This is a genomic window from Streptomyces sp. NPDC054887 (assembly GCF_053610585.1).
The window spans coordinates 128,144-150,126 of sequence record NZ_JBSGYQ010000004.1; the positions used below are offsets into that span (position 1 = coordinate 128,144).

General features: G+C 69.4%; 22 protein-coding genes. 10 read left to right on the top strand and 12 right to left on the bottom strand.

The window, feature by feature from the left end; translation table 11 throughout:
• Positions 1-7: 7 nt before the first annotated feature.
• Positions 8-1,000 (bottom strand): ArsR/SmtB family transcription factor, encoded by a 993-nt coding sequence (locus ACWGH0_RS03870; RefSeq protein WP_453402515.1) that lies wholly within the window; start codon positions 998-1,000, stop codon positions 8-10.
• Positions 1,001-1,251: 251 nt separating this feature from the next.
• Between ACWGH0_RS03870 and ACWGH0_RS03875 the strand changes: the two genes are divergently transcribed.
• The 3 genes from ACWGH0_RS03875 to ACWGH0_RS03885 all read left to right on the top strand — a co-directional run bounded on the left by ACWGH0_RS03875 (position 1,252) and on the right by ACWGH0_RS03885 (position 4,066).
• Positions 1,252-1,617, top strand: a complete 366-nt coding sequence (locus ACWGH0_RS03875) for an MmcQ/YjbR family DNA-binding protein (protein WP_453402516.1) — start codon at positions 1,252-1,254, stop codon at positions 1,615-1,617.
• Between the two features lie 242 nt (positions 1,618-1,859).
• The gene (locus ACWGH0_RS03880; protein ID WP_453402560.1) at positions 1,860-3,467 is read left to right on the top strand and encodes an alpha/beta hydrolase; all 1,608 of its coding nucleotides are present in this window, start codon (positions 1,860-1,862) and stop codon (positions 3,465-3,467) included.
• Between the two features lie 233 nt (positions 3,468-3,700).
• On the top strand, positions 3,701-4,066 hold the full coding sequence (locus ACWGH0_RS03885) for a hypothetical protein (RefSeq protein ID WP_453402517.1): 366 nt from the start codon (positions 3,701-3,703) through the stop codon (positions 4,064-4,066).
• 72 nt (positions 4,067-4,138) lie between these two features.
• Here ACWGH0_RS03885 and ACWGH0_RS03890 read toward each other — a convergent pair whose 3' ends face one another.
• From ACWGH0_RS03890 to ACWGH0_RS03905, 4 genes are all read right to left on the bottom strand, one after another.
• Positions 4,139-5,482, bottom strand: a complete 1,344-nt coding sequence (locus tag ACWGH0_RS03890) for a DEAD/DEAH box helicase (RefSeq protein ID WP_453402561.1) — start codon at positions 5,480-5,482, stop codon at positions 4,139-4,141.
• A gap of 508 nt (positions 5,483-5,990) precedes the next feature.
• Complete coding sequence (locus tag ACWGH0_RS03895; RefSeq protein ID WP_453402518.1) at positions 5,991-6,698, bottom strand: B3/B4 domain-containing protein; 708 nt, start codon at positions 6,696-6,698, stop codon at positions 5,991-5,993.
• 40 nt (positions 6,699-6,738) lie between these two features.
• Entirely contained in the window at positions 6,739-7,386 is a 648-nt protein-coding gene (locus tag ACWGH0_RS03900; protein ID WP_453402519.1) for an FMN-binding negative transcriptional regulator, read from the bottom strand.
• Positions 7,387-7,412: 26 nt separating this feature from the next.
• The gene (locus ACWGH0_RS03905; protein WP_453402520.1) at positions 7,413-8,249 is read right to left on the bottom strand and encodes an EamA family transporter; all 837 of its coding nucleotides are present in this window, start codon (positions 8,247-8,249) and stop codon (positions 7,413-7,415) included.
• 117 nt (positions 8,250-8,366) lie between these two features.
• Here ACWGH0_RS03905 and ACWGH0_RS03910 point away from each other — a divergent pair, with 117 nt between their 5' ends.
• Positions 8,367-8,951, top strand: coding sequence for a helix-turn-helix domain-containing protein (locus tag ACWGH0_RS03910; protein ID WP_453402521.1), 585 nt, complete (start codon positions 8,367-8,369; stop codon positions 8,949-8,951).
• 98 nt (positions 8,952-9,049) lie between these two features.
• Here the strand turns inward: ACWGH0_RS03910 and ACWGH0_RS03915 are convergent, their stop codons facing one another.
• Both ACWGH0_RS03915 and ACWGH0_RS03920 read right to left on the bottom strand, forming a co-directional pair.
• The gene (locus tag ACWGH0_RS03915; protein ID WP_453402522.1) at positions 9,050-9,667 is read right to left on the bottom strand and encodes a dihydrofolate reductase family protein; all 618 of its coding nucleotides are present in this window, start codon (positions 9,665-9,667) and stop codon (positions 9,050-9,052) included.
• Positions 9,664-10,467 (bottom strand): alpha/beta fold hydrolase, encoded by an 804-nt coding sequence (locus ACWGH0_RS03920; RefSeq protein WP_453402523.1) that lies wholly within the window; start codon positions 10,465-10,467, stop codon positions 9,664-9,666. Before ACWGH0_RS03920 ends, ACWGH0_RS03915 begins: the two co-directional genes overlap by 4 nt.
• A gap of 144 nt (positions 10,468-10,611) precedes the next feature.
• Here ACWGH0_RS03920 and ACWGH0_RS03925 point away from each other — a divergent pair, with 144 nt between their 5' ends.
• Positions 10,612-11,220 carry a TetR/AcrR family transcriptional regulator gene (locus ACWGH0_RS03925; protein ID WP_453402524.1) on the top strand — a complete coding sequence of 203 codons (609 nt, stop codon included), beginning with the start codon at positions 10,612-10,614 and terminating at the stop codon, positions 11,218-11,220.
• 294 nt (positions 11,221-11,514) lie between these two features.
• Positions 11,515-12,486: a hypothetical protein gene (locus ACWGH0_RS03930; RefSeq protein WP_453402525.1), complete on the top strand. Its 972-nt coding sequence runs from the start codon at positions 11,515-11,517 to the stop codon at positions 12,484-12,486.
• Positions 12,487-12,554: 68 nt separating this feature from the next.
• On the opposite strand, the gene ACWGH0_RS03935 is transcribed toward ACWGH0_RS03930, so the two are convergent.
• The 4 genes from ACWGH0_RS03935 to ACWGH0_RS03950 all read right to left on the bottom strand — a co-directional run bounded on the left by ACWGH0_RS03935 (position 12,555) and on the right by ACWGH0_RS03950 (position 15,613).
• Positions 12,555-14,000, bottom strand: coding sequence for an MFS transporter (locus tag ACWGH0_RS03935; protein WP_453402526.1), 1,446 nt, complete (start codon positions 13,998-14,000; stop codon positions 12,555-12,557).
• On the bottom strand, positions 13,997-14,575 hold the full coding sequence (locus ACWGH0_RS03940) for a TetR/AcrR family transcriptional regulator (protein WP_453402527.1): 579 nt from the start codon (positions 14,573-14,575) through the stop codon (positions 13,997-13,999). Before ACWGH0_RS03940 ends, ACWGH0_RS03935 begins: the two co-directional genes overlap by 4 nt.
• Before the next feature lie 128 nt (positions 14,576-14,703).
• Positions 14,704-15,198 carry an anthrone oxygenase family protein gene (locus ACWGH0_RS03945; RefSeq protein ID WP_453402528.1) on the bottom strand — a complete coding sequence of 165 codons (495 nt, stop codon included), beginning with the start codon at positions 15,196-15,198 and terminating at the stop codon, positions 14,704-14,706.
• A gap of 4 nt (positions 15,199-15,202) precedes the next feature.
• On the bottom strand, positions 15,203-15,613 hold the full coding sequence (locus ACWGH0_RS03950; RefSeq protein ID WP_453402529.1) for a nuclear transport factor 2 family protein: 411 nt from the start codon (positions 15,611-15,613) through the stop codon (positions 15,203-15,205).
• Between the two features lie 176 nt (positions 15,614-15,789).
• Between ACWGH0_RS03950 and ACWGH0_RS03955 the strand changes: the two genes are divergently transcribed.
• From ACWGH0_RS03955 to ACWGH0_RS03970, 4 genes are all read left to right on the top strand, one after another.
• On the top strand, positions 15,790-16,335 hold the full coding sequence (locus tag ACWGH0_RS03955) for a TetR/AcrR family transcriptional regulator (protein ID WP_453402530.1): 546 nt from the start codon (positions 15,790-15,792) through the stop codon (positions 16,333-16,335).
• A 409-nt stretch (positions 16,336-16,744) separates the two neighbouring features.
• The gene (locus ACWGH0_RS03960; protein WP_453402531.1) at positions 16,745-18,262 is read left to right on the top strand and encodes an FAD-dependent oxidoreductase; all 1,518 of its coding nucleotides are present in this window, start codon (positions 16,745-16,747) and stop codon (positions 18,260-18,262) included.
• 15 nt (positions 18,263-18,277) lie between these two features.
• Entirely contained in the window at positions 18,278-19,405 is a 1,128-nt protein-coding gene (locus ACWGH0_RS03965) for a hypothetical protein (RefSeq protein WP_453402532.1), read from the top strand.
• Between the two features lie 4 nt (positions 19,406-19,409).
• Complete coding sequence (locus tag ACWGH0_RS03970; protein ID WP_453402533.1) at positions 19,410-20,033, top strand: TetR/AcrR family transcriptional regulator; 624 nt, start codon at positions 19,410-19,412, stop codon at positions 20,031-20,033.
• A 79-nt stretch (positions 20,034-20,112) separates the two neighbouring features.
• Here the strand turns inward: ACWGH0_RS03970 and ACWGH0_RS03975 are convergent, their stop codons facing one another.
• Positions 20,113-21,555, bottom strand: a complete 1,443-nt coding sequence (locus ACWGH0_RS03975) for an endo-1,4-beta-xylanase (RefSeq protein ID WP_453402534.1) — start codon at positions 21,553-21,555, stop codon at positions 20,113-20,115.
• Between the last annotated feature and the right edge of the window lie 428 nt (positions 21,556-21,983).

Below are 21,983 nucleotides of genomic sequence, written 5' to 3' on the forward strand. Positions count from 1 at the left end.
TTCGGCGCTATCGGTGCCCGTCCAGCAGTTCCCGGCCCAGGACAGTGGCCATGTGCAGTACGGAACCACCGCGCCGGCTGGTGGTGATGAGGCGGGCGTCGCGCAACGCCTTGGTGTGCTGGCTGACGGCTGCCGGGGAGACACCGAGGCGCGCGGCCAGTTCAGTGGTGCTGCAACCGTCGGCGGCCTCGCGCAGCGCGGCGGCCCGGGTACGTCCGAGCAGGACACCCAGGGCATCGTCGGCCGCGGAGCCCCTGGGCTGCCACAGCGCCGCGCCGGTGGCGGGATCGGTCACCGCGGGTACGGTCAGCCGCGGCACCGACGCGTCGTCGTACGGGTCGTACAGCAGGCTGAACTGACGCCAGGAGAACAGAGTCGGCGCCAGGATCAGCCCTCTGCCGCCCAGGTGAACCTCGACCGGGCGGGGGTAGCGTACCTCCAGCACCGGTGGTCGCCAGCGCACCAGCTGAGGGCTCAAGGAGGCCAGCAGAGCGTCGATTCCCCCTTCCAGAAACGTGCGGGCGTACTGGGCCCGTACGACGTCCAGTTGTGACCGGGAAGCCGCCCAGTACGGTGCGACGGCCACCCGGTGACAAGCCGCAAGGCCGGCCGCCAGTAAGCCCCGGGCATCGGCATCCCCGTCGGCGACGGCCCGCGCCCACGACCTGTGGGCGGGGCGGACGGCAACGGGGTCCAGCTCACGGCGTACCCGGGCGCGCGGTGCCCGCAACAGAGCCTCCACCGCGTGGTCGATGTCGGGCGAGTCACCGGCCAGAGCCAGTAGGTCGAGGCCCGGGCCCCGGGCCGGGATCAGGGCAGTGAGTGGCCCGGTGTCCTCGCCGAGCCTGTCGGCCACCGTGGCGCGCCACCGTTGAAAGGGCAACGGGAGGGAACGTCGGCACAGCATCTCCAGGCTGTAGTACGTCTCCGCGGCGGCCCCGATGGTACTGGCCACCCGGGTACGGGCGAGATCCTCCGCGGTGAAATGGATGCGCAGCACCACAGACCTCCGTCACGGAGCCGGGGATCACCTTCAGGCGCGCTGTCGGTCCCGGCCGCCGCCCCCGTGGCGACCGGAACATTGTCGGACGGCACGGGCGGGGCCCGGAACGCACTTTCCGGACCTTTCCGTGGTTCAGCCATAGCGATTGGGGGGCGAACCATGCGTCAGCCGCTTTACGTTGACCGGCCGGCAAGGGCGCAGTCCTCGTCGCGGATCGGGCTGTCAGTGCCCCTGGATACCGTAGGGCCATGATCGACGCAGACGACGTCCGCCGTATCGCCCTGTCCTTTCCCGAGACGGTGGAGAAGGAAGCATGGAGCATTCCGACCTTCCGTGTCGCCGGGAAGATGTACGTCACGATCCCGGACGACCAGACATCATTCGCCGTGCGCTGCCCCAGATACGAGCGGGCAGAGCTGATCGCCGCTGAGCCGGAGAAGTTCTGGGTACCACCGCACGAGGCGAGTTCGGCATGGGTCCGGGTACGGCTCGCGGCGCTGGAGGATCTGGACGAACTACGCGGCATCCTCGTTGACTCCTGGAGGCAGGCGGCGCCGGAACGACTGACCGAGCAGCACCCCGACCTGCGGCCCGGTGAGGCAACGGGTGGGTGAAAGCCTCCGGCCGGGGTGATTCGGCGTGAGTTTCCCCCTCCGCCCCTCGCTGAGCGAGCGCGGTGCGTCTCTCCAACTCGGGTAGCACACAGAGCTATTGCGTCATACCGGCGTTTGAGGAGAGACGCATACTGGCGGGGGATCCGCAGAGGTGGCAGGTTACTGAAAGATCCTTCCTGTCCGAACATCAGACCGGAAGGATCGATATCGTGCGCAGTCGACATCTAGCGCCTCTGGTGGCCATGAGTGTCACGGCGACGCTGGCTCCCGTGCTCGCCATCTCCACGGCCGCCGCCGCTCCTGTCGCCGGCCCGTCGGCCGCCTTCTCGTCCACCGCCAACGGCACGCTGGACCGATACGTGCAGCAGAAGCCGCGCTGGAAGCGATGCGAACCCGACTCTCCCGCCGAGTTCCAGTGCGCCGTGATCAAGGTACCCGTGGACTACCGGGTTCCTGCGGGCAAACGGATCGACTTGGCGATATCCCGGATCAGAAGTATCGCGCCCGACAGGCGGCACGGTGTCCTGTTGGCCAACCCCGGCGGCCCGGGCGGGCAGGGGCTCTACATGCCGCTGGCGATGCAGGAACGGCTCCCCGAGTCCGTACGGCAGAAGTACGATTTCATCGGCTTCGACCCGCGCGGTGTGGGACAGAGTAGCCCGATTTCCTGCGATGTGAAGCCGGAGGAGGAGAACTGGCTGAGGCCGTACAAGAAGGAAACGTTCGGCAAGGACGTCGCCTGGGCACGCACCGTCGCGAACAAGTGTGAGAAGAAGGCGGGAGACACCCTGCCGCACATCACCACACGCAACACCGCGCGCGACATGGACCTGCTCCGGGCGATCCTCGGCGAGAAGAAGGTCTCCTTCTTGGGCTACTCGTACGGCACCTACCTGGGCGCTGTGTACACGCAGCTCTTCCCGGACCGGGCCGATCGGTTCGTTCTGGACAGCGCGGTTGATCCGGTACGCGTGTGGCGAGGGATGATCCAGTGGTGGGCAGAGGGCGCCGAGCCGGCGTTCGACCGGTGGACCCGGTGGGCAGCCGCGCGTTCGGAGAAGTACCAGCTGGGTGCTACCCCGAGGGAGGTCGAACGGACCTTCTGGAACCTGGTCGCACAGGCCGACGAGAAGCCCATCGAGGTAGAGGGGCAGCCGACCACTGGTGATGACATCCGCAGCAGTATGCGTGCGGCGGTCTTCAGCCCGCGGTACGCCACCGAGGGAATGGTGGAGCTGCTGAAGGCCGCAGCCGGCAAGCCCGCCTCCGAGAAGAAGGTCGCGCCGTTCGCCGGATCCAGGGGAGCCCGAACGGCTCCCGCCGCCGCCCCTCAGGTGCCAACCGACAACATGGTCGCAAGCTTCGGCGCCGTCGTGTGCGGTGACAACTCGGCCGCGTGGTCCCGCAATCCCCAGAGCTACCGACGGGACGCCATTGAGGACAAGGTTCGTTACCCGCTCTACGGTGACTTCGCGTCCAGCATCAAGCCCTGCGCGTTCTGGAACAAGTCCGTGGAACCGGCAACCGAGGTGAACAACAAGGTCCGCTCGCTGGTCGTCCAGAACGAGTGGGACTCCCAGACCCCGTTGCCCAGCGGCCAGGCCCTGCACGCGGCCCTGAAAGGCTCGAAAATGGTCACCGTCCTCGGTGGCGAGGGCCACGGAGTCTACCCGAGCGGCAACGCGTGCACGGACGGAACAGTGACCGGCTATCTGCTCACCGGCAAGCTCCCGGCGAAGGACGTGACCTGCTTGGCGACGGCCGACTCGAACGCGGATGCGCGCAAGCACCAGAAGCGGGACGTCCTCCCTGGGTCTCCGCTCCCTGAGCGCGCGCCGGACCGTTTCTGAGCCCGGTCACACGGCCCATAGCCGTATGACCCACCGAAGACGGAGCGGACGTCCTGCCGGAGTTTCGCGCCATCGCGTCAGACAGAACCCGTTGACCGTGCGTGAGCGTTCTTCGTCCCGTGAGATCATTCGTTGCTGCTGCGAGGGCGCGGCGCTGTCGTCCTGTTGGTGACGGGCTGAGCGGCTCCACGGTTGCGCAGGCGACATCTACTGGCGCAGCAGGGGGAACAGGTATGGGGCACAACGGGACGACGGAAGTACGTCCGGAGCGCACCCGAGCGGAGCGGCTGACCGAAGTACTGACCGTCGCCGCGGCGTCGGTCGTGTCCTGCGTTCTGCTGGCCGGCCCGGCAGTCGTCTTCGGAGCGAGTGCCTGGCACATGGTCACCGACGCCACCGCCTTCAGCCGGCTGTTGGCGCCGATGGCCTGCCTCGTTCTGGTGGCAGTGCCGTTCGTCCTGGCCCGGATGGTGTTCCGTTCGGGCCGGCGCAAGGGCAGTGAGCGGCTGACGGCTGCGGTCCCGGCAGTGCTGACCCTGCTCGGCGTGTCCGTCGTGCCCTTCGCGGCTCTGTGCCTGCTGTTCATGTACGCGGACTGACGTGTGCTCATGCGCCATGGCGCATGAGCACACGTCACGCGACGCGTACCGTTCCGGCAGGACCGCGCGACGTCAGCGACCCCTGCGTACCCGGGCCGCCGCGCGCGCTTCCGCCGCCTTGCGGAGCTCGGCGGCTTTACGGGACTCCTTCGCGGGGCGGCCCGGGCGGGTACCCAGGCCCCGGAAGGGGGCGTTGTCGCCGCTCGTCCTCGGCTCGATCGGGGGGCGCTTGGCGCCCGTGATGGTCGTCAGCTTCTCTTCGCCGGAGCGTACCTGTGTGGTGGTCGGCCGGATGCGGGCGTCGGTCATCATCCGGTTCACATCGCGCCGCTGGCTGGGCGTGACCAGGGTGACCACGTTCCCGGACTCCCCGGCGCGTGCCGTGCGGCCCCCACGGTGCAGGTAGTCCTTGCCGTCGGCCGGCGGGTCGACGTTGACGACAAGGTCGAGGGAGTCGATGTGGATGCCCCGCGCCGCGACATTCGTCGCCACCAGCACGGTGATCTCACCGTCCTTGAATTTGGCGAGCGTGTGCGTGCGTTGCGGCTGCGACTTCCCGCTGTGCAGTGCGGCAGCCGGAACACCGCTGGCTCGCAGGTGCCTGGTGAACTGGTCCACGCCCGCCTTGGTGTCCAGGAACATCAGCACCCGGCCGTCTCGCGCGGCGATCTCGGTCGCGACCGCGTACTTGTCAGCGGCATGGACGTTGAGGACGTGGTGGTCCATCGTGGTGACCGAGCCCGCCACCCGGTCGACCGAGGCCAGCACCGGGTCGTGGAGGTAGTCCCGCACCAGTTGGTCGACGTTGTGGTCGAGTGTGGCCGAGAACAGCAGCCGCTGTCCGTCGGCGCGGACCTGGTCCAGGACTTCCGAGACCTGCGGCAGGAACCCCAGGTCGCACATCTGGTCCGCCTCGTCCAGTACCGTGATCCGCACCTGATCCAGGTAGCAGTCACGGCGCGAGACCAGGTCGGCCAGCCGCCCAGGCGTCGCGACGACCACGTCCACGCCGGTTCGCAGCAGCGCCACCTGGCGGTTGATCGACACCCCGCCGACCACCGTCCCCAGTCGTACACGCAACGCCTGTGCATAGGGGGCCAGCGCGTCGCCCACCTGCTGCGCGAGTTCCCGCGTCGGCACCAGGACCAGTGCGAGCGGCCGCTTCGGCTCCGCTCGCCGGCCTGCCGTCCGGGCGAGCAGCGCCAGCCCGAAAGCGAGCGTCTTGCCGGATCCGGTCCGCGCGCGGCCGAGTACGTCGCGGCCCGCCAGTGCGTTGGGCAGCGTGGCCGCCTGGATCGGGAACGGTTCCCTCACGCCGAGGCCGATCATCGTCTTCGTCACTTCGGGCGGCAGCCCGAGTGCGTCGAAGGACTCGGCCGGCGGCAGGTCCGCAGCCACCGCCGAAGGGGTGGAGATGTCACCCTGCGGCGCGGTCGCCCGCTGGGGCCGGTCGGTACGAGCGCGTCCGGCAGCCGGCGGCTTGGCGTTCAATGGGAAACCTTCCTCGGGCAGGCGCCCGAACGCGCCGGGGACGGTACCCCTTGGTACCGTCCCCGGCGGTTGCAGTGTCCCGCCATTTTACCAGCGGGCACCCGGACACCGCGGGTCCGGCCGACGCGCCGGCCATACGTACGGGGCCGTGGCAGTGTCGCCGAAGCCCCGGACCACCACCACACCCACCCGGACAGACACCACTTGGCGGCCGCGCAGCCTCCTCCGCCCCGGCCGATCCCCTTGCCCCGTCGCTGCCACGAAGGTCCCGTGCAGCTCCCGGCCTGCGTACGGAAGGCATCGTGTTCGCGGCACCGGGGGGTTGCGCCCGTAACGAGGACAGCAGCCGCAACAGCCAACCCGCCTTTTTCGTCCTCCTCGTGAGGGCTTGCGGACCGCGCGGAGGGATCACGGTCCCGTAGGCGGCGAAGGTTCAGATGGTGACCTGAGGTTGTTCCGGGGTGAGGTACTGCACGTGGGTCCGGTCGCTGTGCGGGGTCAGTAGGTCTTGCAGCTCACTGGCAGCGGCCTTGAGGAGGTGTCCGTCACGGGTGGCATGGAGGGTTTCGAGGACGAAGGCGACGTGGGCGGAGCCTTCGGTGACGCGCGTGCGGTGGGCGTCGCGGTGGTTCCAGTGCCTGGTCAGTACGTCGGTGGTGTCGGTGTAGATGACTTCGCCGGCCTTGGGGTTCTCGACGGTGTCCGGTTCACCGAGCGGAGTGAAGGTCTCGGTGCCTTCGGCGTGGCGGATGTCGACGTCGCCGGTGACGTGGTGGAGGTCGAAGGCGCCGGCGGGCAGGCCATGGCGGACGGAAACGGCGTTGTAGGAGTCGACGGCCGGGTTGATGCGCGGCAGGGTGCCCTTTTTCGCGAGGCGGCGTCCGAGAGCGTCGACGCTGGGTCGGATGCGGCGGGGGTTGGTGCCGAAGGCCCGGTAGGCGGTGTGCCATGCCTCGATGCGGGGGGCGTTCTCGTCCGCGGGGGCCCAGGTGCCGTTGGCGAGCTGTTGCTCCAGGTCCTCCAGGGCGGCGGTGGTGGCGGGCCAGGGTTCGTGGCCGCGCAGGCCGATGGCGGTGACGACGGCGATGAGGGTGCCGGGGAAGGCGTCGGCGACGGCGGGGCTGAGGCGGAAGGTGGGCATCGTGGGAGGAGTCCGTTCCGGGAGAGCAGTGGGGGACGGGTCAGGCTTTCCAGGGGCCGACGCGGTCCAGGCGGCGCAGCTGCTGGGCTGCGGTGGGCGCGTCCAGGCCCTGACCGCGTTCGGTGAGCCGGCGTGCGGTGTCGGTGCGCTGCTCGACGGGTTTGTGGTCGTCGTACTTGAACTTCGCCCGCACGTCGATGACGTCCAGGCGGAGGCCGCGGATGCCGGGCAGCATCCGCCCGTAGGGGGGCTGGTCCGGGTCGATGGGGGCGTGGTCGCCGTCGGGCTGGAAGTGGGCCATCTGGCGCCGCAGCAGCGCGGCCTTCGCCTCGGGATCGTCGATGACCGTGGCCCGGCAGGTGAACTGCACGGCCGCGTAGTAGCTGGTGGGGACACCGTCGGTGGGCGGGATGCCTGGCTTGGCGCGCCAGGGGCCGGGGATGAAGGCGTAGTCGCCGGCGACCGTGAAAGTGACGTTCGGGTCGGCCTCGATCGTCCTCCAGACGGGGTTGGGGCGGGCGAGGTGGATCAGCAGGCCGGCGCCGTCGACGGTGAAGTGGGTGGGCACGACGACCGGTGCCTGCCCGGGCAGGCCGTTGACGCTGAGGATGCCGAAGTCGTGACCGTCGGCGATCCAGGTCTGCCACTCGGAGTCGTCCAGGGCGGCGTCCCAGGGCTGGATGAACATCGCGGGGGTCCTTCCGGGTGCGGGAGTCAGGTGAGGGCGAGGAGACTGACCGCGACGGCGGCGGTGCCCAGGCCGATGAGCTGGCCGCGGTGGATCCGTTCGGCCAGGACGCTGCGGGCGAGCAGGACGGTGCCGGCCGGGTACAGGGCGGTGATCACGGCGACGACGGCCAGGTCGCCGCTGCGGGCGGCGAGCAGGAACAGCAGGTTGGCGACCGAGTCCAGGGCCCCGGCCGTCGCCGAGATCGCGTATGCGGGCTTCTCCGAGCCGAGCCGTCGGAACATCAGACCGGCAGCGGCCAGCGTGACGGCGGAGGAGACGGCGCGGCCGACGATCAGTGGGCCGACGCCGCTGTCGGACGGCGCCAGATGCAGAAAGACCAACTGCAGGGCGATGGCGGCTCCGGCGCCGAGGGCCAGCAGCAGTGCGGTGCGCGACGGGCGGGCCGACTTCGCGCCGTGTCCGGCGCTGACCAGCACCACCGCTGCCAGGGCCAGGGGCAGGCCGATCAGCCCGGTCAGGCCAAGCTGCTCGCCCTGGAGCAGGCCCACGCCGACGGGCAGCATCGCGGAGACCAGAGCGGTGACCGGGGACAGGACGTTCATCGGGCCGATGGCGAGCGTGCGGTAGAGCAGCGCGAACGCCGCGGCCGACGCGACGCCGGACGCCGCGCCCCAGGCGAGGGTGGCGCGGTCGAAAGAGGCGCCGAGGAAGGGCCACAGCAGCAGCTCGACGGTGAGCGAGGCCGGCGCGGCGATCATCACCGTGCGCAGGACGTGGGCCCTGCGGGCGTCGAGGCCGCCGAGGAAGTCGGCGCATCCGTAGGCCAGAGAGCTGCCCAGGGCCAGCAGCAGAGCGATCACGGGTACATCCCTTACTATCAATGGAACGACTACACCGTACAACGCACCGACCGGAAGTCGTCAACCGAACGACCGCGCGGTGCGATCCACTGACCGTCTACTGGAGGGGCGATAGTGATGGCGGAGACCGATGCGGCACTGCGGACGCTGGCGCACAACGTCCGCGCGGCCCGTACCCGCGCCGGGCTGTCACTGGACGAACTCGGCCGCCGGGCCAAGGTCAGCAAAGGCGCCCTGGTCGGACTGGAGAAGGCCCAGGGCAATCCGAACTTCGCCACACTGGTCCGTCTCGCCGATACCCTCGGGGTGTCGGTGTCCGCGCTGATGGAAGGGCCGGCCGAAGGCCGCGTGAGAGTCGTGTCCGCCGACGCCGTCATGCCCTTGTGGACCGGGGAGAAGGGCGGCGAGGCCCGACTCATGCTCACCACCTCGGGACCGGCCCCGGTCGAGGTGTGGCGCTGGCGACTGGAACCGGGGGAGGAGTACCCCAGCCACCCCCATCAAGCCGGCGTCGTGGAGACCGTCAGCGTCACCGCCGGCCGGATGGTGCTCGTCGTCGACGGCACCGAGCACGCTGTCGAGGCCGGACAGACCGCCACCTTCGACGGCGACGCCCCCCACACCTACCGCGGCTCGGGCACCGGAACCTGCCACCTGATCATGACCGTGCACATCCCGCCCGGTCCCGGCTCCACCGGCTGACCCGGGCGGCAGGGCAGCCGCGCGGAGCTGCCCTCGCCGGGCTCGGTCGGCGAGGTGTACGCGGTCTTGCGCTGCACCGCCCTGTTTCCCGTACGTGCCTAGGGTGCTGTGATCCGGTACGTGAGGTGAGTGACCTGAGGGGATCCGACCACTCTCGTGGGAGCGAGTCCGAGGCCGGGCGAGACGCCGTCGAAGAGCCGGACGCCCGAGCCGAGTACGAGGGGCGCGAGGTGGATCTGGAGTTCGTCCAGCAAGCCGGCGTCGATGAACTGTCGTACGGTCTCCGCACCGCCGGAGATCTGGACGTCCTTGTCCCCCGCGGCCTCACGGGCCCGGGCCAGCGCACTGTCGATCCCTTCGGTCACAAAGGTGAAGGTGGTGCCGCCCTGCCGCACCCACGGTTCCCTTGGACTGTGGGTCAGGACGTAGACGGGGGCGCGGAAGGGCGGTGGGTCGGGCCAGCCGACCTCTCCTTCGGCGAACATCCGCCGCCCCATGATGTAGGCGCCGGCGCGGTCGAAGTTCTCCTGGACGATGTCGTCGTCCTGGTTGCTCTGCCCGCCGTCGATGCTCTGGCGCTCCCGCCAGCTCTCGACCCCGAAGACCCATTCGTGGATACGCATTCCGCCGTCACCGAGCGGGTTGTCGGGACTGGAGTGGGGGCCCGCGATGAAGCCGTCCAGCGACATGCCCAGACTGGCGAAGACCCTGCTCATGCCCGCTCCCCAGTGGTGAAGAAGCCGGTCAGGACGGGGGCGAGGAGCTCCGGGTCGATGTTGTGCTCCTGGCCGGGGAAGACGTGCAGGGCGAAGTTGTCGGCCAGTGCGGCGAGTTCCCGCGCTCCGCGCAGCATCTGCGGCGCGCCCGCGTCACCGCTGCCGACGAGAACCGGCACCGTCACGGACTTCCAGAGGTCGGCGGGCAGTGGTCGGCCGGACATGGTGTCGCCCATGATCCGGCCGTCGTAGGGCAGGGTGCGGGCGGTGGCCTCCATGCCGGCCCAGAAGGGGGCCTGGCGCATCCCCGCCACGGCCTCGGCGGGCATCCCCACGGCCGCGGTCAAGAAGTAGGCCACGGCATCGCCGTACGCCTCCTGCCCCACGAGCTGGGTCAGGTGGGCGACGTAGTCGGTGGGCAGCGGGGGGCGGCTGTCGTCGGTGATGAAGGGCGGTTCGTACACGGCCAGTCGGGAGACGGCGCTGCCCCGGGCCACGGCCTCCAGTGCCAGTACGGCACCGGAGGACATGCCGAAGAGCATGGCCTCGCCGCCCGCGAGCCCGATCAGCGCGTCCAGGTCCTCGACCTCGCGCTGCACGTCGTACTCCGGGCTGTCCCCGCTGTCACCGCGGCCCCGGCGGTCGTACGTGATCACCGTGCAGTGCTCGGCCATCAGGCGGGCGAGTTCGGCGGAATCGCGGCGCGTCATGAAAGCGCCGCCGACCAGCACGACAGCAGGGCCTGAGCCGTGCTGCTCGAAGGCGATGGCCGTGCCGTCGGCAGAGAGCACCTTGTCCATGCGAAATCACTCCAAATGTCTGCGCGGTACGGAGAGTTGGGAGCTCCGGGCTTTCGGAACTGGACGGTACAGTACTCATGCGAGTACTGGTCAGTCCAGTACTCTTCTGTGAGAAGGTGAGACGGATGGAAGAAGGAGTCGATGATGGACAGCCGTTCAGCGCGAAAGCACGACGCGATTCGGGAGGCCGCGACCAGCGTTTTCCTGGACAAGGGGTACTCGGGAACGAGCATGGACGACATCGCGAAGCTGGCCGCAGTGTCCAAACAGACCGTCTACAAGCACTTCTCCGACAAGGAGAAGCTCTTCGCCGAGATCGTGCTGGCCACCACCGACCGGCTCGACACCACGATCGACCTGCTGGCCGACCTCCCGACCGACGCCTCCAACCTGGAAGAGAACCTGACCCGGCTCGCTCGCCAGTTCCTGACCACCCTCACCCACCCCGAGGTCATCCAGCTGCGGCGTCTGATCATCGCCAACGCCGACGTCTTTCCCGACCTGGGAACCGAGTGGTACGAGCGAGGCTTCGAACGAGGGCTCGCCACGCTGGCGGCGACCTTCCAGCGCCTGGCCGACCAGGGGCTGCTCCGGATCGACGACGCTCTCCTGGCCGCGAACCACTTCTCCGGCCTGTTGCTGTGGATTCCGGTGAACAAGGCCATGTTCACCGGCGCCACCCAGCACACCGAGGCCGACCTGGACCGCTACGCCGCCGCCGGCGCCCGCGTCTTCCTCGCCGCCTACAGCTGACCCGAGCAGACGGTCGCCTTCCGCACGGCACACATGCGCTCCGAAGCCGCCCCGCGCCCGGCAGTGGACCCGGCACGGGCAACAACTGCTGTCACCCCGCACGATCGGATCTCCCTTGGGTGGCACCCTTGCCCTCGCCGTCGTTCCGGACGCCCGACAATGGCCTGCTCGCCGACAGGGCGCGGGACCCGATCGTCGCGACGGACGAGCAGTACGGCCCCTCGACACCGCCCTGTGCCCGGCGTTCGTCGCGGCAACGGCCCATGACTCCCAGAAACGGCTGAGAAAAGACTGATGACGTACGAAGAACTGGTCCGTGCCTGGAGCGAGACGGGACAGGACGACTACGGTCCCTACGAGGTCCAGGACCGGATCGTCCTGGAGTGCGCGCAGGCACTTTCGGACGATCCCGGCGGAGAGAACGCCTATCAGCGGGTGTTCGGGCTTGTGCTGATGCTTCCGTACGCCGAACTGGCCGGCGGGGACGTGCCGGACGTGGTGGCCGATGCGGCGCGGGCCGTGCGCCGGGAACGTGCGGGGCGGAGCTGCGATCATGCGGAGCACCCCGTCGATGAGCAGTGGGAGGACCTCGTCGACATACTCCCGGACGTGCTGCAGATGCTGGCCGACGACAGCGTCGAGTGGTGGGAGAACTATCCGCAGGAACAGTGGCTCTGCCCGCGCACCCTCGATGGGTTCGCTGCCATGATCCTGGAGGCGCTCGAACCCGGATCGGCTCCCGACGCCCCGCCCCTGCTGCCGTTCGCCGATCAGCGGCTCCTCGACTCGCTCACGGCCGTCCTGGAGGGCTACCCGCAGCCCGGTACGGACGTGGGTCAGGAAGTCGCCGATGTGGGGAAGGCGTTGAGGGGCGCCGAGGGGGAGGACCGGGCGGGTCACGTGATCACGGCCGCAGCGCTGACCTGGTGGGCCGGGGCCGCCAACAGCTCCGACGCGGCGTACGACGCCTTGGTGCAAGGTTTCGAGGCGGTGCTCGCGGGGCCCACGGACCCCGTGTGCACCCACGACGAGCACCCGGCCCTGCCCCGTTGGGCGACCGCCGCCGTCTGTGTGGGGATTCACCTCAGCAGCGCCGCCGGACGCGGAGTCTACGAGCGGCACGGGCCGCCGCTGAAGAACCCACCGCCGCTGGAGCCGCTGCTGTGCCCGGCGTTCACGGCTTCGGTCGCCCGGGACTCCTTGGTCCGGCTGCGCGCGATGCGGGCCGACCCGGAGCCGGGAGGGACGGACGAAGGGCGGCCCTGACCCGGGGCAGCGAGACGGGCGTCGGGCAACTGTTCTTCGGCCACAGTGGTTCTCTTCCGCGCCCGGGGTCAGGGTTGGCGTTCGTCTTTCGTGTCCGCAGCGTTCCGTACCGATGGCGTTCCAGCTCTCGGAGAGCGGGCGAGTCCGGGCATGCGTGCGGCAAGAGGGGCGCCGAGCGCGGCAACGCCGGCCAGGACCATGAGCGCGGGGCCCGTGCCGAAGGGCATCAGCGTGGTCGCGGCCGCGACTCCCAGCGCCGGGCCGATGTTCATCGCGGTCTGCTGGAGACCACCCGCCACCCCGGCCGACTCCGCCGGCGCAAGCCGTACGACGACGGCGGTCGCGGTGACCATCAGCGCGCCGAAACCGGCTCCCAACAGCAAGAACCCACCGCCGATCAGCACCGTCGACGACCCGGGGCCGAGCCGGGACAGCGCCAGCACTCCGGTGGTGAGCAGCACCGTCCCCAGGAGGGCGGTGGGACGGGCACCCCATCGGCGCAGCAGTACGGCCGACATTGGAGCCCCGAGCACCATCATCACGCCGCCGGGCAGCGCGACGAGGCTGGTGCGCAGCGGGTCCATGCCGATCACGTCCTGGAGAACGAAGCTGCACACGAACAGTGTGCCGAGCATCGCCGCCGACGCGGCCGCCAGCGCCCCGAGCGCCGCACTCACGTGCACCGAACCCAGCAAGGCCGACGGCAACAGCGGTTCACGGGTCCGCCGTTCATGCTGGACGAGGGCACCGGCCGAAACGGCCGCGATCAGCAAGCTTACCGTCCCGGTCGCCGTCCAGCCGTGCTCCGGCACCTCGACCAGCGTGTGCACGAAAGCCGCCAGGGCGACGGCGAGCAGTGCGGCGCCGGGCAGATCGAGCTCGGGGCCGGGCCCCTGCCTCGTCCGCTCCGTCTCCGGCGGACGCACCGCCAGGGCCAGGAGACCCATGACCAGCGCCGGTACGACGTTGAGGAAGAACACCGCCCGCCAGCCCAGCTGGGCGACGAGCACACCGCCGACCAGCGGACCTGTCGCGGCCGCGATCCCGATGGCGCTGGTCCGCAGCGCGATCGGCATCCCCAGCCGGTCGGGCGGATACGCAGCCCTCAACATCCCGAGGGTGGCGGGCTGCAACAGTGCGCCGAAGACGCCCTGGGCGACTCGCAGCCCGATCACCCACCCCACGCTGGGTGCGAACCCGATCCCCGCCGAGGCCGCGCCGAACCCCCACACCCCCCAGGCGAAGACTCGTCGATGCCCGAACCGGTCGCCGATTCGCCCCGCGAACACCAACAGCCCCGCCACCGCGATCAGATACCCGGTACTGGTCCACTGGACCTCGGTGAGGGACGCGTCGAGATCGCGCCGCAGTGAGGGCTGGGCGATCGTCAGCACGGTCCCGTCGAGGGCAACGATCACGGCACCGAGCACGCTGTTGGCGAGCGTGAGGCGGCGGTGAGGCACGGGCACCGCCCCACCTCGGTCCACGCCGGCTTCCGTCGTGGACGCCGTCATCGCCCCTCGCTGCCGAGATGTGCTTCCAGTGCGGTCTTCAGCAGGGGGGCCATGTCTTCCATGCCTGTGGTGAGTTGAAGGCTGCCCCACGTCCACAGCTGGGCGATGCCATACAGATTCGCCAACAGGGCGCCCGCGACGAGGGGGGCGTCGGCGTCGGGCCGGGCCCGCCCCACGAGGTCCACCAGCAGGGAGAAGATCGGCAGACTGGCGTCCCGCAAACCCAGTGTGTCGCTCCGCAGCAGATCATGGCGGAACATCAACTCGTGCATGCCCCGGTGCTTGAGCGCAAAGTCGAGATAGACACGCCCCAGCGTGGCGATCTGTTCGCGCGCGCTCGCCGTGCCGTCCCCGAGCGCCGCCGTCCCCCGGCCTGCCAACTCCTCGAACCCACGGCGTGCGATGGCCGACAACAGTTCCAGATGCGTCGGGAAGTAGCGGCGCGGTGCTCCGTGCGACACGCCGACCCGTCGCGCGATCTCCCGCAGGGAGAGCGCCTGCACGCCCTCCGTCGTCACCAACTCGACCCCTACGTCGACCAGCCGAGACCGCAACCCCGAGTTCGGCTCACTCATAGACACTGTCTACCAGGGCGGGTAGACAGTGTCTACCCCGGGTGTGGTCGGCCCGTGGCCCAAGACGCAGAACTGCCGTAGTGAGGTCGTCGCTGTACGACAACAGGGCCGCCCGAGGAATCGGCGCATCAGGCCACACGGGGTCCTGGTCTGGGAGCGGGCCCCGTATGGCGTTGGCGTAGGGAAAGCAGTATCAGCAGAGCGAACGCTGCGAACGCGGTAGTTGTGCGGGCATAGTTGAAGGCTTCCCAGCGGTCCAGGATCGCTGCGTGGTCGAGCGGTGGGGAGGTGGCGGCCCACTCCTTGATCCGCCCGTTGATGGGGACGTTCCCGAGTCGGGTGATCAGGAAGGACGCCAGCGCGAGCACCCCCGCCCCGGCGGCCAGCCGTCGTGCGCTGCCGCGGGTCATGACGGCGAGGGCCGCGGAGCTGAGTGCCGACAGCCCCATGGCGCCCTGCATGGTGATGCCGTTCATCTCCATCAGCTGGGCGTGGAAGGACAGCCTCATCTCGAGTGGCACGGCCTCGAAGGTCGGGACGAGGTTGGCTGCTCCGTAGCCGAACGCGCCGGCGAGGATGCCAGTGGACAACAGGGCGAGCCCCTGGACGATTCGTACGCGCATGTGGCTACCTCTGCGGCTCGGGTTGGGCGGGATCGACTGTTCGCGTCAGCTGCTCGGCTCGTCTCAGCAGGCCGTCCGGGGTGAACTCCGCGAACATGTGCACCCGCGTGGAGACTGGTCCGCCCTTGCGCAGGCGGGCGTGGATCGTGAAGCGCGCCGCGATCCGGCCGCGGTCGGCGAGTGCCTCGTGCACCTCGAAGCGGAACGCGGTCAGGTTCCTGCGTAAGGGGCGGAGGTGGGCCACGAGTCGGTTCCAGTCGAGCCGTACACCGTCGGAGACCTGGACGACGTCCCGGGTGTAGTACCGGGCCATCAAGTCGGCGGCCTCCTCCGAGCCGTGGACGGCGGCCTCCGTGAAGGTGGTGAAGAAGTCGGCGACGAACTGCTCGGGCGGTTTTGCGTCCAGGAATCTCATGAGGCTCCAGTCGGACGGGCGGGGGTCGGCGCCCCGCTACGATTGCTTACACGTCTGTAAGATATGTAGGACCGGAAAGTCTGACAAGGGTGTAAGAGTTGGCTGCTTCTGAAAGCTCGCCGGGCCCTGCACGCGTTCGGCCCCGGCGTGCTGACGCCGAACGCAGCCGGGTCGCGGTGCTGGATGCCGCGGTCCGGCTGCTCGCGCAGCGGCACGATGCCGGCATGGCCGCCATCGCCGCCGCGGCCGGGGTGACGCGCCAGACTGTCTACGCGCACTTCGGCACCCGCGACGCCCTGCTGGAGGCCGTGGCCGACCGGATCACGGAAGAGGCTCTCGCCGCGATGGACGAGGCGGAAGCGAACGAGCGATCTGCCCTCGACGCGCTGCTGCGGCTGCAGGACATCGGCTGGCGACTGTTCGAGCAGCACCCGGTGCTGCTCCACCTCGGCAACGCACCCCTCAGTCGCGAAGCCGACCGGGCCCGGCACGAACCCGTCGCGGCCCGGCTGACACGATTGATCGAAAGCGGGCAGGCGGCAGGCGAGTTCGACGATGCTTTGCCCTCTGCCTGGCTGGTGGCCGCGATCACGGCCCTGGGCCACGCCGCAGGAGGCGAAGTCGGGGCCGGCCGCATGACAGTGGCGGAGGCGGCAACGAGCCTGCGCACCGCCACGCTCGCCGTCCTGGGAGTGCAGCCGCGGGGCACTCGCAGCCCCTAGGAATTCCGTACGCATGGACGGCCGCCGGCGCGGAGCCGCCTCGGCGGCTTCTGAGCGATGCCGTTCTCGGCTGCGGGCAAGTCGAGGCGAGAACCTGCTCGCACATCTGCCGCTGCACGGTGGGCAGCTGCTCCCGGGTGACGGGTATGCACGACGTGCAGCCGATCCCGGATCTGCGCTTCGCGGGACGGGTGCGTAAAACCACCCGGGCCGCAGGGCGGTGCCGACGTGCCGCCGTAACCCAACATCTCTAGCTGTACCGGGAGTTGGCCGACTCCCCACCCCGCGGCCTGGAACAAGTGCCGTCATGTCGTGCCGCGCAAAGGGTGGTTCGTTGTAGCTGTTCCTGTTAGCCTCCCGGTCCCCACCGATCATACATTCACTCAGGATGTGTATGAATGGAGGAAAGATGCGGGGAAAGAAGGCCGTGGTGCTCGGCGGCAGCGTGGCGGGGCTGTGCGCCGCGGGAGTGCTCGCGAGGCATTTCGACGAGGTGATCGTTCTGGAGCGGGACCAGCTCCCGCCGGACGCGGAGCACCGGCGCGGCGTGCCGCAGAGCAAGCACCCGCACTTCCTCCTCAACTCCGGGCGCCGCGCGATCGGTGAGATCTTCCCCGGGTTCGAGGAGGCCCTGATCGCCGCCGGTGGGATGCACCTGATGCCGTCGATGGACGCGGCCTACTGCGAGAACGACGGCTGGGCCCCGCGCAGGTCCGGCTCGATGACGATGGTCTACAGCTCCCGCGTGCTCATCGAGCGGGTACTGCGCGACAAGGTCCGCGAGCTTCCGGCCGTCGAGATCCGCGAAGGCGTGACCGTCACCGGGCTCCGGACCAGCGGGGGCGGCACGGAGCGAGGGCGCGTCGGGGGAGTCGAGTACCGGGCGGGCGACGACTCGGGCCACCTGGCCGCCGATGTGGTCGTCGACGCGTTGGGGCGCGGGTCCTCCGTCGCCGACTGGCTGATCAAGGCGGGCTGGCCGGCGCCGCCGGAGAAGACCCTCGACGCCAAGGTCACCTACACCTCGCGGTGGTACGACCTGCCGCCCGCCGGGCGGCGTCCGGAGTCGTGGTGGTGGAAGCACCTGGTCATCACTCCGACCCAGGACACCGGTGACCATCCCGAGGAGCACGACTTCCTCAGCAACTTCTTCCCGATCGAGGGCGACCGCGCCATCGTGTGCATGGGGGCGTGGGGCATCAGGATGCCGCGCGAGGTCGACACCTTCGAGAAGGCCGTCGACCGCGTGCGGGCCACGGCCTTCGGACAGGCGACGCGTGCCTGCACTCCCACCTCCGAAGTGCACCTGACCCGTGCGACCGGCAACAAGTGGCGCCGCTACGACCTGCTCGACCGGCCCCCGCTCGGACTGGTGTCCATCGGAGACTCGATCTGCGCGTTCAACCCGTTCTACGCCCAGGGAATGAGCTCGGCGGCCCGCTCCGCACTCATCCTCGCCGAACTGCTGCACGGCCGCTCCGCCCTCGACCGCGGTTTCTTCCGTGAGTTCCTCACCCGGCAGAAGAAGTCACTCGACGTGCCCTGGATGCTCGCCATGGCCCGTGACCAGGCCTATGACTTCGCGGCCGGCAGCGAGGTCGCCGCTCCGTGGCGCCGCAGGCTGGCCGCGCGCCTCAGCTGGCCGGTGTTCAACGCCATCAACGCCACCAGCCGCGAGGACGCACACGTGGAGCGGACGTTCGCCCAGGTCTTCAACCTCGACAAGTCGCTCAGGGACATGGCCACCGATCCGCGGTTCTGGTTCGGCATCGCGCGTTACGAGGTGCGCCGGCGGCTCGGACGCACGGTCGTGCCCGGCGGGTTCGACGATCAACAGGACCCGCCCGGAACCGACTTCACCGACCGCACCGCCCTTGGCCGGGCCGGTACATCACCGTCCGCCGAGACCGACCTCGTGCACGACTGACCCGGGGAGAACGTAATGGCCCATTCGTGCGATCCAGCGGCCGAGCGCCTCGCGGAAGGGCTCGGCTTCTCCTGCCACGACGCCCATCCCGTCGTGGACTTCCGCAGCCCGTTCGGTCTCGAGAACGGCACCATGCCGTTCCTCGAACTGCTCGTCATCGGCGGCGCGGTGTTCGCCCTCGTCCATGCGTGGCGGCGATGGCGGCGCGACGGCGACCCGGTCAACATCTCGCTGTGGTTCGCCTCGGTCGTCTACCTGGCGGTGATCGAGCCGCCGCTCTACTTCCCCGGCTGGTTCGGCCTGGAGGAACACGTCGGTCTCATCTTCTCCCACAACGTGTTCACCGTGCAGTTCATGTACGACCGGCTGCCGCTCTACATCGTGGCGTTCTACCCGGCGCTGTCGCAGCTCGCCTACGAGGTGGTCCGCGCCCTCGACGTCTTCGCGCGGCGCGGGCTCTTGGCCGGTTCGCTGGCGGTCGCGTTCGTCTGCCAGGCGTTCTACGAGATCTTCGACCAGCTCGGTCCGCAGCTGAAGTGGTGGGCCTGGAACCCGGACAACGAAATGATCAACGAGCCGGCGCTCGCCTCGGTCCCGATGAACAGCATGTTCCTGTTCGCCTCGGTGTCCTTCGGCGGGATGACCTACCTCGTCGTCCGGCTGGTTGGCGCGCGGGACGGGCGGGGGACGCTGAACGGCCGTCAGGTCAGCCTGCGCGCCGTCGCCGCCGGCGCCCTGACACCGTTGGCTATGGCGATCGCAGGCGTGCCCAGCAACGCCTTCCGCGGCGGCGACCAGGTCGGGATCCAGCGGTTGATCCTCGGCGCCGAGCTCACCCTGGTCTGGATCGTCGGCCTCTGCCTGCTCGCGGACGCCTGGCGCGCGCGGCGAACCGATCGGGCCCCGGTGGCGTCGCCATTGTTCGTGCGGACCTACCCGGCGCTCTACCTGGGCGTGCACTGCGTCCTGTGGCTGCTCGCGTTGCCGGCCTACTTCTCGGCGGCCGACGGCACCACCGGGCAGGGCACGCCGATCGGCAGCCTGTGGTACACCGCGCTGTGCGCCGTCGCAGCGTCCGTGCTCATCGTGGCGGCGCTCCGCGCGACCACGTCCGAACGGGCCGGGGAGCCTGTGGGATCCTGACACCATGGGGCACCACGGCTGGGGAGGCCGACCTCCCGCATCGGAGGCGGAGGCACGGCAGCGCATCATCGACGCGACCGCCCGCTGCATCGACCGGCACGGTGTCACCAAGACGACACTGTCCGACGTCGCCGCCGAAATCGGCGTCACCCGCCAGACCGTCTACCGTCACTTCGGCCGCCTCAACGACATCATCGCCGCGGTGGCGGCCCAGGGCGCCGAGGCGTTCGTCGACCGGATGATCACTCACCTGCAAGGGACCACCGACCCGGCCGAAGCCGTGGTCGAAGCCGTGGTCTTCTGCGTACGGACCATCCCCACCGAGCCGCGCCTGAGCCTGCTGCTGCAACTCGGAGACACCACCACCTTCGGCCGCGGCGCCACCACCCGGGACACCATCGCCTACGGCGCCAAGATGTTGCAGCGTTTCCCTGTCGACTGGGCCACCGCCGGCATCGGTGCGGAGGACCTCGACGGCCTCGCCGAGATCATCATGCGACTCCTCACATCGCTGCTCCAGCATCCGAGCAAGCCCCCTCGGGACGAAGCCGGCCTCCGCACCTTCCTCGACCGCTGGCTGGCCCCGGCACTGTCCCGGCCGGCAGTGGCCGCGCATCCGCGGTCCTGAGGCTGCCGTTCGTGCCGATCGCGCAGTTCGCCGCCACCGTGGCGGCGAACCGGGACCTCCAGCCATGCCCTGTGGCAGGTCAGGCGCGGGTCCAGCGCTGGTTGCTGCCGTTCGAGCAGGAGTAGAGCTGGATCAAGGTGCCGTTGGCGGTGCCGTTGGCGGCGGCGTCGAGGCAGAGGTTGGACTGCACGCCGACGATGGATCCGTCGGAGTTGAGGCGCCACTTCTGGTTGTCGCCGCCCCAGCAGCTGTAGATCTGCACCTTGGTGCCGTTGCCGGTGCCGGCGGCGTCCAGGCACTTGTTGCCATAGACCCTGAGCTCGCCCGCGGCGGTGTGGGTCCACTGCTGGTTGGTGCGGTTGTTGCAGTCCCACAACTGGACCTGGGTGCCGTCGGTGGTACTGGCGCCGGGCACGTCCAGGCAGCGGCCTGAACCGACGCCCTTGATCTGCCCGGAACCGGGCGTGGGAGGCGGAGTGGGCGTGGGAGAGCCGGCGTTGAGTGCGTTGAGGACGGAGGTGTAGGCGGGCTTCTTGCTGCCGTCGCCGTTGAACAGCAGCGGCGAGTGCTCCGGTCGCCACGAGTCGCTGTCGCGTACACCCCAGACGGTGATGCCGAGGCAGCGCGGGACGGCCAGGCAGTCGTTGGTCACGCTGGCGTACGTCGATGCCGATGCGCCCTGGATGTCGAGTTCGGTGACGGCCACATCGACGCCGAGTGCGGCGAAGCTCTGCAGGGTGGTGCGGAAGTTGCTGTTGTAGGGGCTGTCGCTGTTGAAGTGCGCCTGGAAGCCGACGCAGTCGATCGGCACGCCGCGCTGCTTGAAGTCTCGGACCATGGCGTACATGGCCTGTGTTTTCGCCCACGTCCAGTTCTCGACGTTGTAGTCGTTGTAGCAGAGCTTGGCGGCCGGGTCGGCGGCGCGCGCGGTACGGAAGGCGACCTCGATCCAGTCGTTGCCGGAGCGCTGCAGGTTGGAGTCGCGCCGGGCTCCCGAGGTGCCGTCGGCGAAGGCCTCGTTCACGACGTCCCACTGGGCGATCTTGCCCTTGTAGTGGCCCATCACGCCGTTGATGTGGTTGGTCATGGCCTGGCGCAGCGCGCTGCCGCTGAGGTTCTGCATCCAGCCGGGCTGCTGGGAGTGCCAGGCCAGGGTGTGGCCGCGCACCTGCTTGCCGTTCTGCACCGCCCAGTTGTAGACGCGGTCACCCGCGGTGAAGTTGAACTGGCCCTGCTGGGGTTCGGTGGCGTCGATCTTCATTTCGTTCTCGGCCGTCACCGAGTTGAACTCGCGGCTCGCGATCGTCGTGTACGCCGAGTCGCCCAGCCGGCCGGAGGTGATCGCGGTCCCGAAGTAGCGGCCGCTCTGGGCCGCCGCGCTGCCGAGCGTGCTTTCGGCTGCGTGTGAGGCCGGCGGCGCCACCAGCACGGCGGCCGAACCGAGGGCGCCGACGACCAGGGCCGTACACAGGCCGCCGATCTTTCGGCGGACGGTCTTGGGGGGAATGGCGTTTAAGCGCATGACTGAGCCTCCAGGACACACATCACGGAAAGTGGGACGCGGCAGAATGAATCCGCGTCAGGGGCGCCCGCGTCCATTGACGAAAGGCGCTCACACCAGGGCGTAACAATCCAGTGCCAGGCAACCGGCAAAGCGGCGCCGGGACAGGCGGGGGCCCCGCCTCGGAATTCAGTGTGGGAAGCTTGGCCGAAGCATGTCAATAGTTTCGAAGGCTTTCGAGAATGTCCCCCTCAAGGGCGGCCAAGTAGCGGCTGGATGCTGCGGAAGGGGGCATCGAAAGACTTTCGACGGCGATGGCGGGGATCCGGGCCGGGCAGGCATGTCAGCACCAACAAGTGTGCGCCACATTCGATCGGCGGATTCCGAGGAGAGAAACCCGGGAGAAAACCCGCCATGAACCAGCATTCTCGCCCAGCATTTCAGCGACG

Coding starts and splice junctions, on each gene's coding strand:
- ACWGH0_RS03875 (WP_453402516.1), top strand. CDS start 1,252: ATGATCGACGCAGACGACGTCCGCCGTATCGCCCTGTCCTTTCCCGAG.
- ACWGH0_RS03880 (WP_453402560.1), top strand. CDS start 1,860: ATGAGTGTCACGGCGACGCTGGCTCCCGTGCTCGCCATCTCCACGGCC.
- ACWGH0_RS03885 (WP_453402517.1), top strand. CDS start 3,701: ATGGGGCACAACGGGACGACGGAAGTACGTCCGGAGCGCACCCGAGCG.
- ACWGH0_RS03895 (WP_453402518.1), bottom strand. CDS start 6,698: ATGCCCACCTTCCGCCTCAGCCCCGCCGTCGCCGACGCCTTCCCCGGC.
- ACWGH0_RS03900 (WP_453402519.1), bottom strand. CDS start 7,386: ATGTTCATCCAGCCCTGGGACGCCGCCCTGGACGACTCCGAGTGGCAG.
- ACWGH0_RS03910 (WP_453402521.1), top strand. CDS start 8,367: ATGGCGGAGACCGATGCGGCACTGCGGACGCTGGCGCACAACGTCCGC.
- ACWGH0_RS03915 (WP_453402522.1), bottom strand. CDS start 9,667: ATGAGCAGGGTCTTCGCCAGTCTGGGCATGTCGCTGGACGGCTTCATC.
- ACWGH0_RS03920 (WP_453402523.1), bottom strand. CDS start 10,467: ATGGACAAGGTGCTCTCTGCCGACGGCACGGCCATCGCCTTCGAGCAG.
- ACWGH0_RS03925 (WP_453402524.1), top strand. CDS start 10,612: ATGGACAGCCGTTCAGCGCGAAAGCACGACGCGATTCGGGAGGCCGCG.
- ACWGH0_RS03930 (WP_453402525.1), top strand. CDS start 11,515: ATGACGTACGAAGAACTGGTCCGTGCCTGGAGCGAGACGGGACAGGAC.
- ACWGH0_RS03935 (WP_453402526.1), bottom strand. CDS start 14,000: ATGACGGCGTCCACGACGGAAGCCGGCGTGGACCGAGGTGGGGCGGTG.
- ACWGH0_RS03940 (WP_453402527.1), bottom strand. CDS start 14,575: ATGAGTGAGCCGAACTCGGGGTTGCGGTCTCGGCTGGTCGACGTAGGG.
- ACWGH0_RS03945 (WP_453402528.1), bottom strand. CDS start 15,198: ATGCGCGTACGAATCGTCCAGGGGCTCGCCCTGTTGTCCACTGGCATC.
- ACWGH0_RS03950 (WP_453402529.1), bottom strand. CDS start 15,613: ATGAGATTCCTGGACGCAAAACCGCCCGAGCAGTTCGTCGCCGACTTC.
- ACWGH0_RS03960 (WP_453402531.1), top strand. CDS start 16,745: ATGCGGGGAAAGAAGGCCGTGGTGCTCGGCGGCAGCGTGGCGGGGCTG.
- ACWGH0_RS03965 (WP_453402532.1), top strand. CDS start 18,278: ATGGCCCATTCGTGCGATCCAGCGGCCGAGCGCCTCGCGGAAGGGCTC.
- ACWGH0_RS03970 (WP_453402533.1), top strand. CDS start 19,410: ATGGGGCACCACGGCTGGGGAGGCCGACCTCCCGCATCGGAGGCGGAG.
- ACWGH0_RS03975 (WP_453402534.1), bottom strand. CDS start 21,555: ATGCGCTTAAACGCCATTCCCCCCAAGACCGTCCGCCGAAAGATCGGC.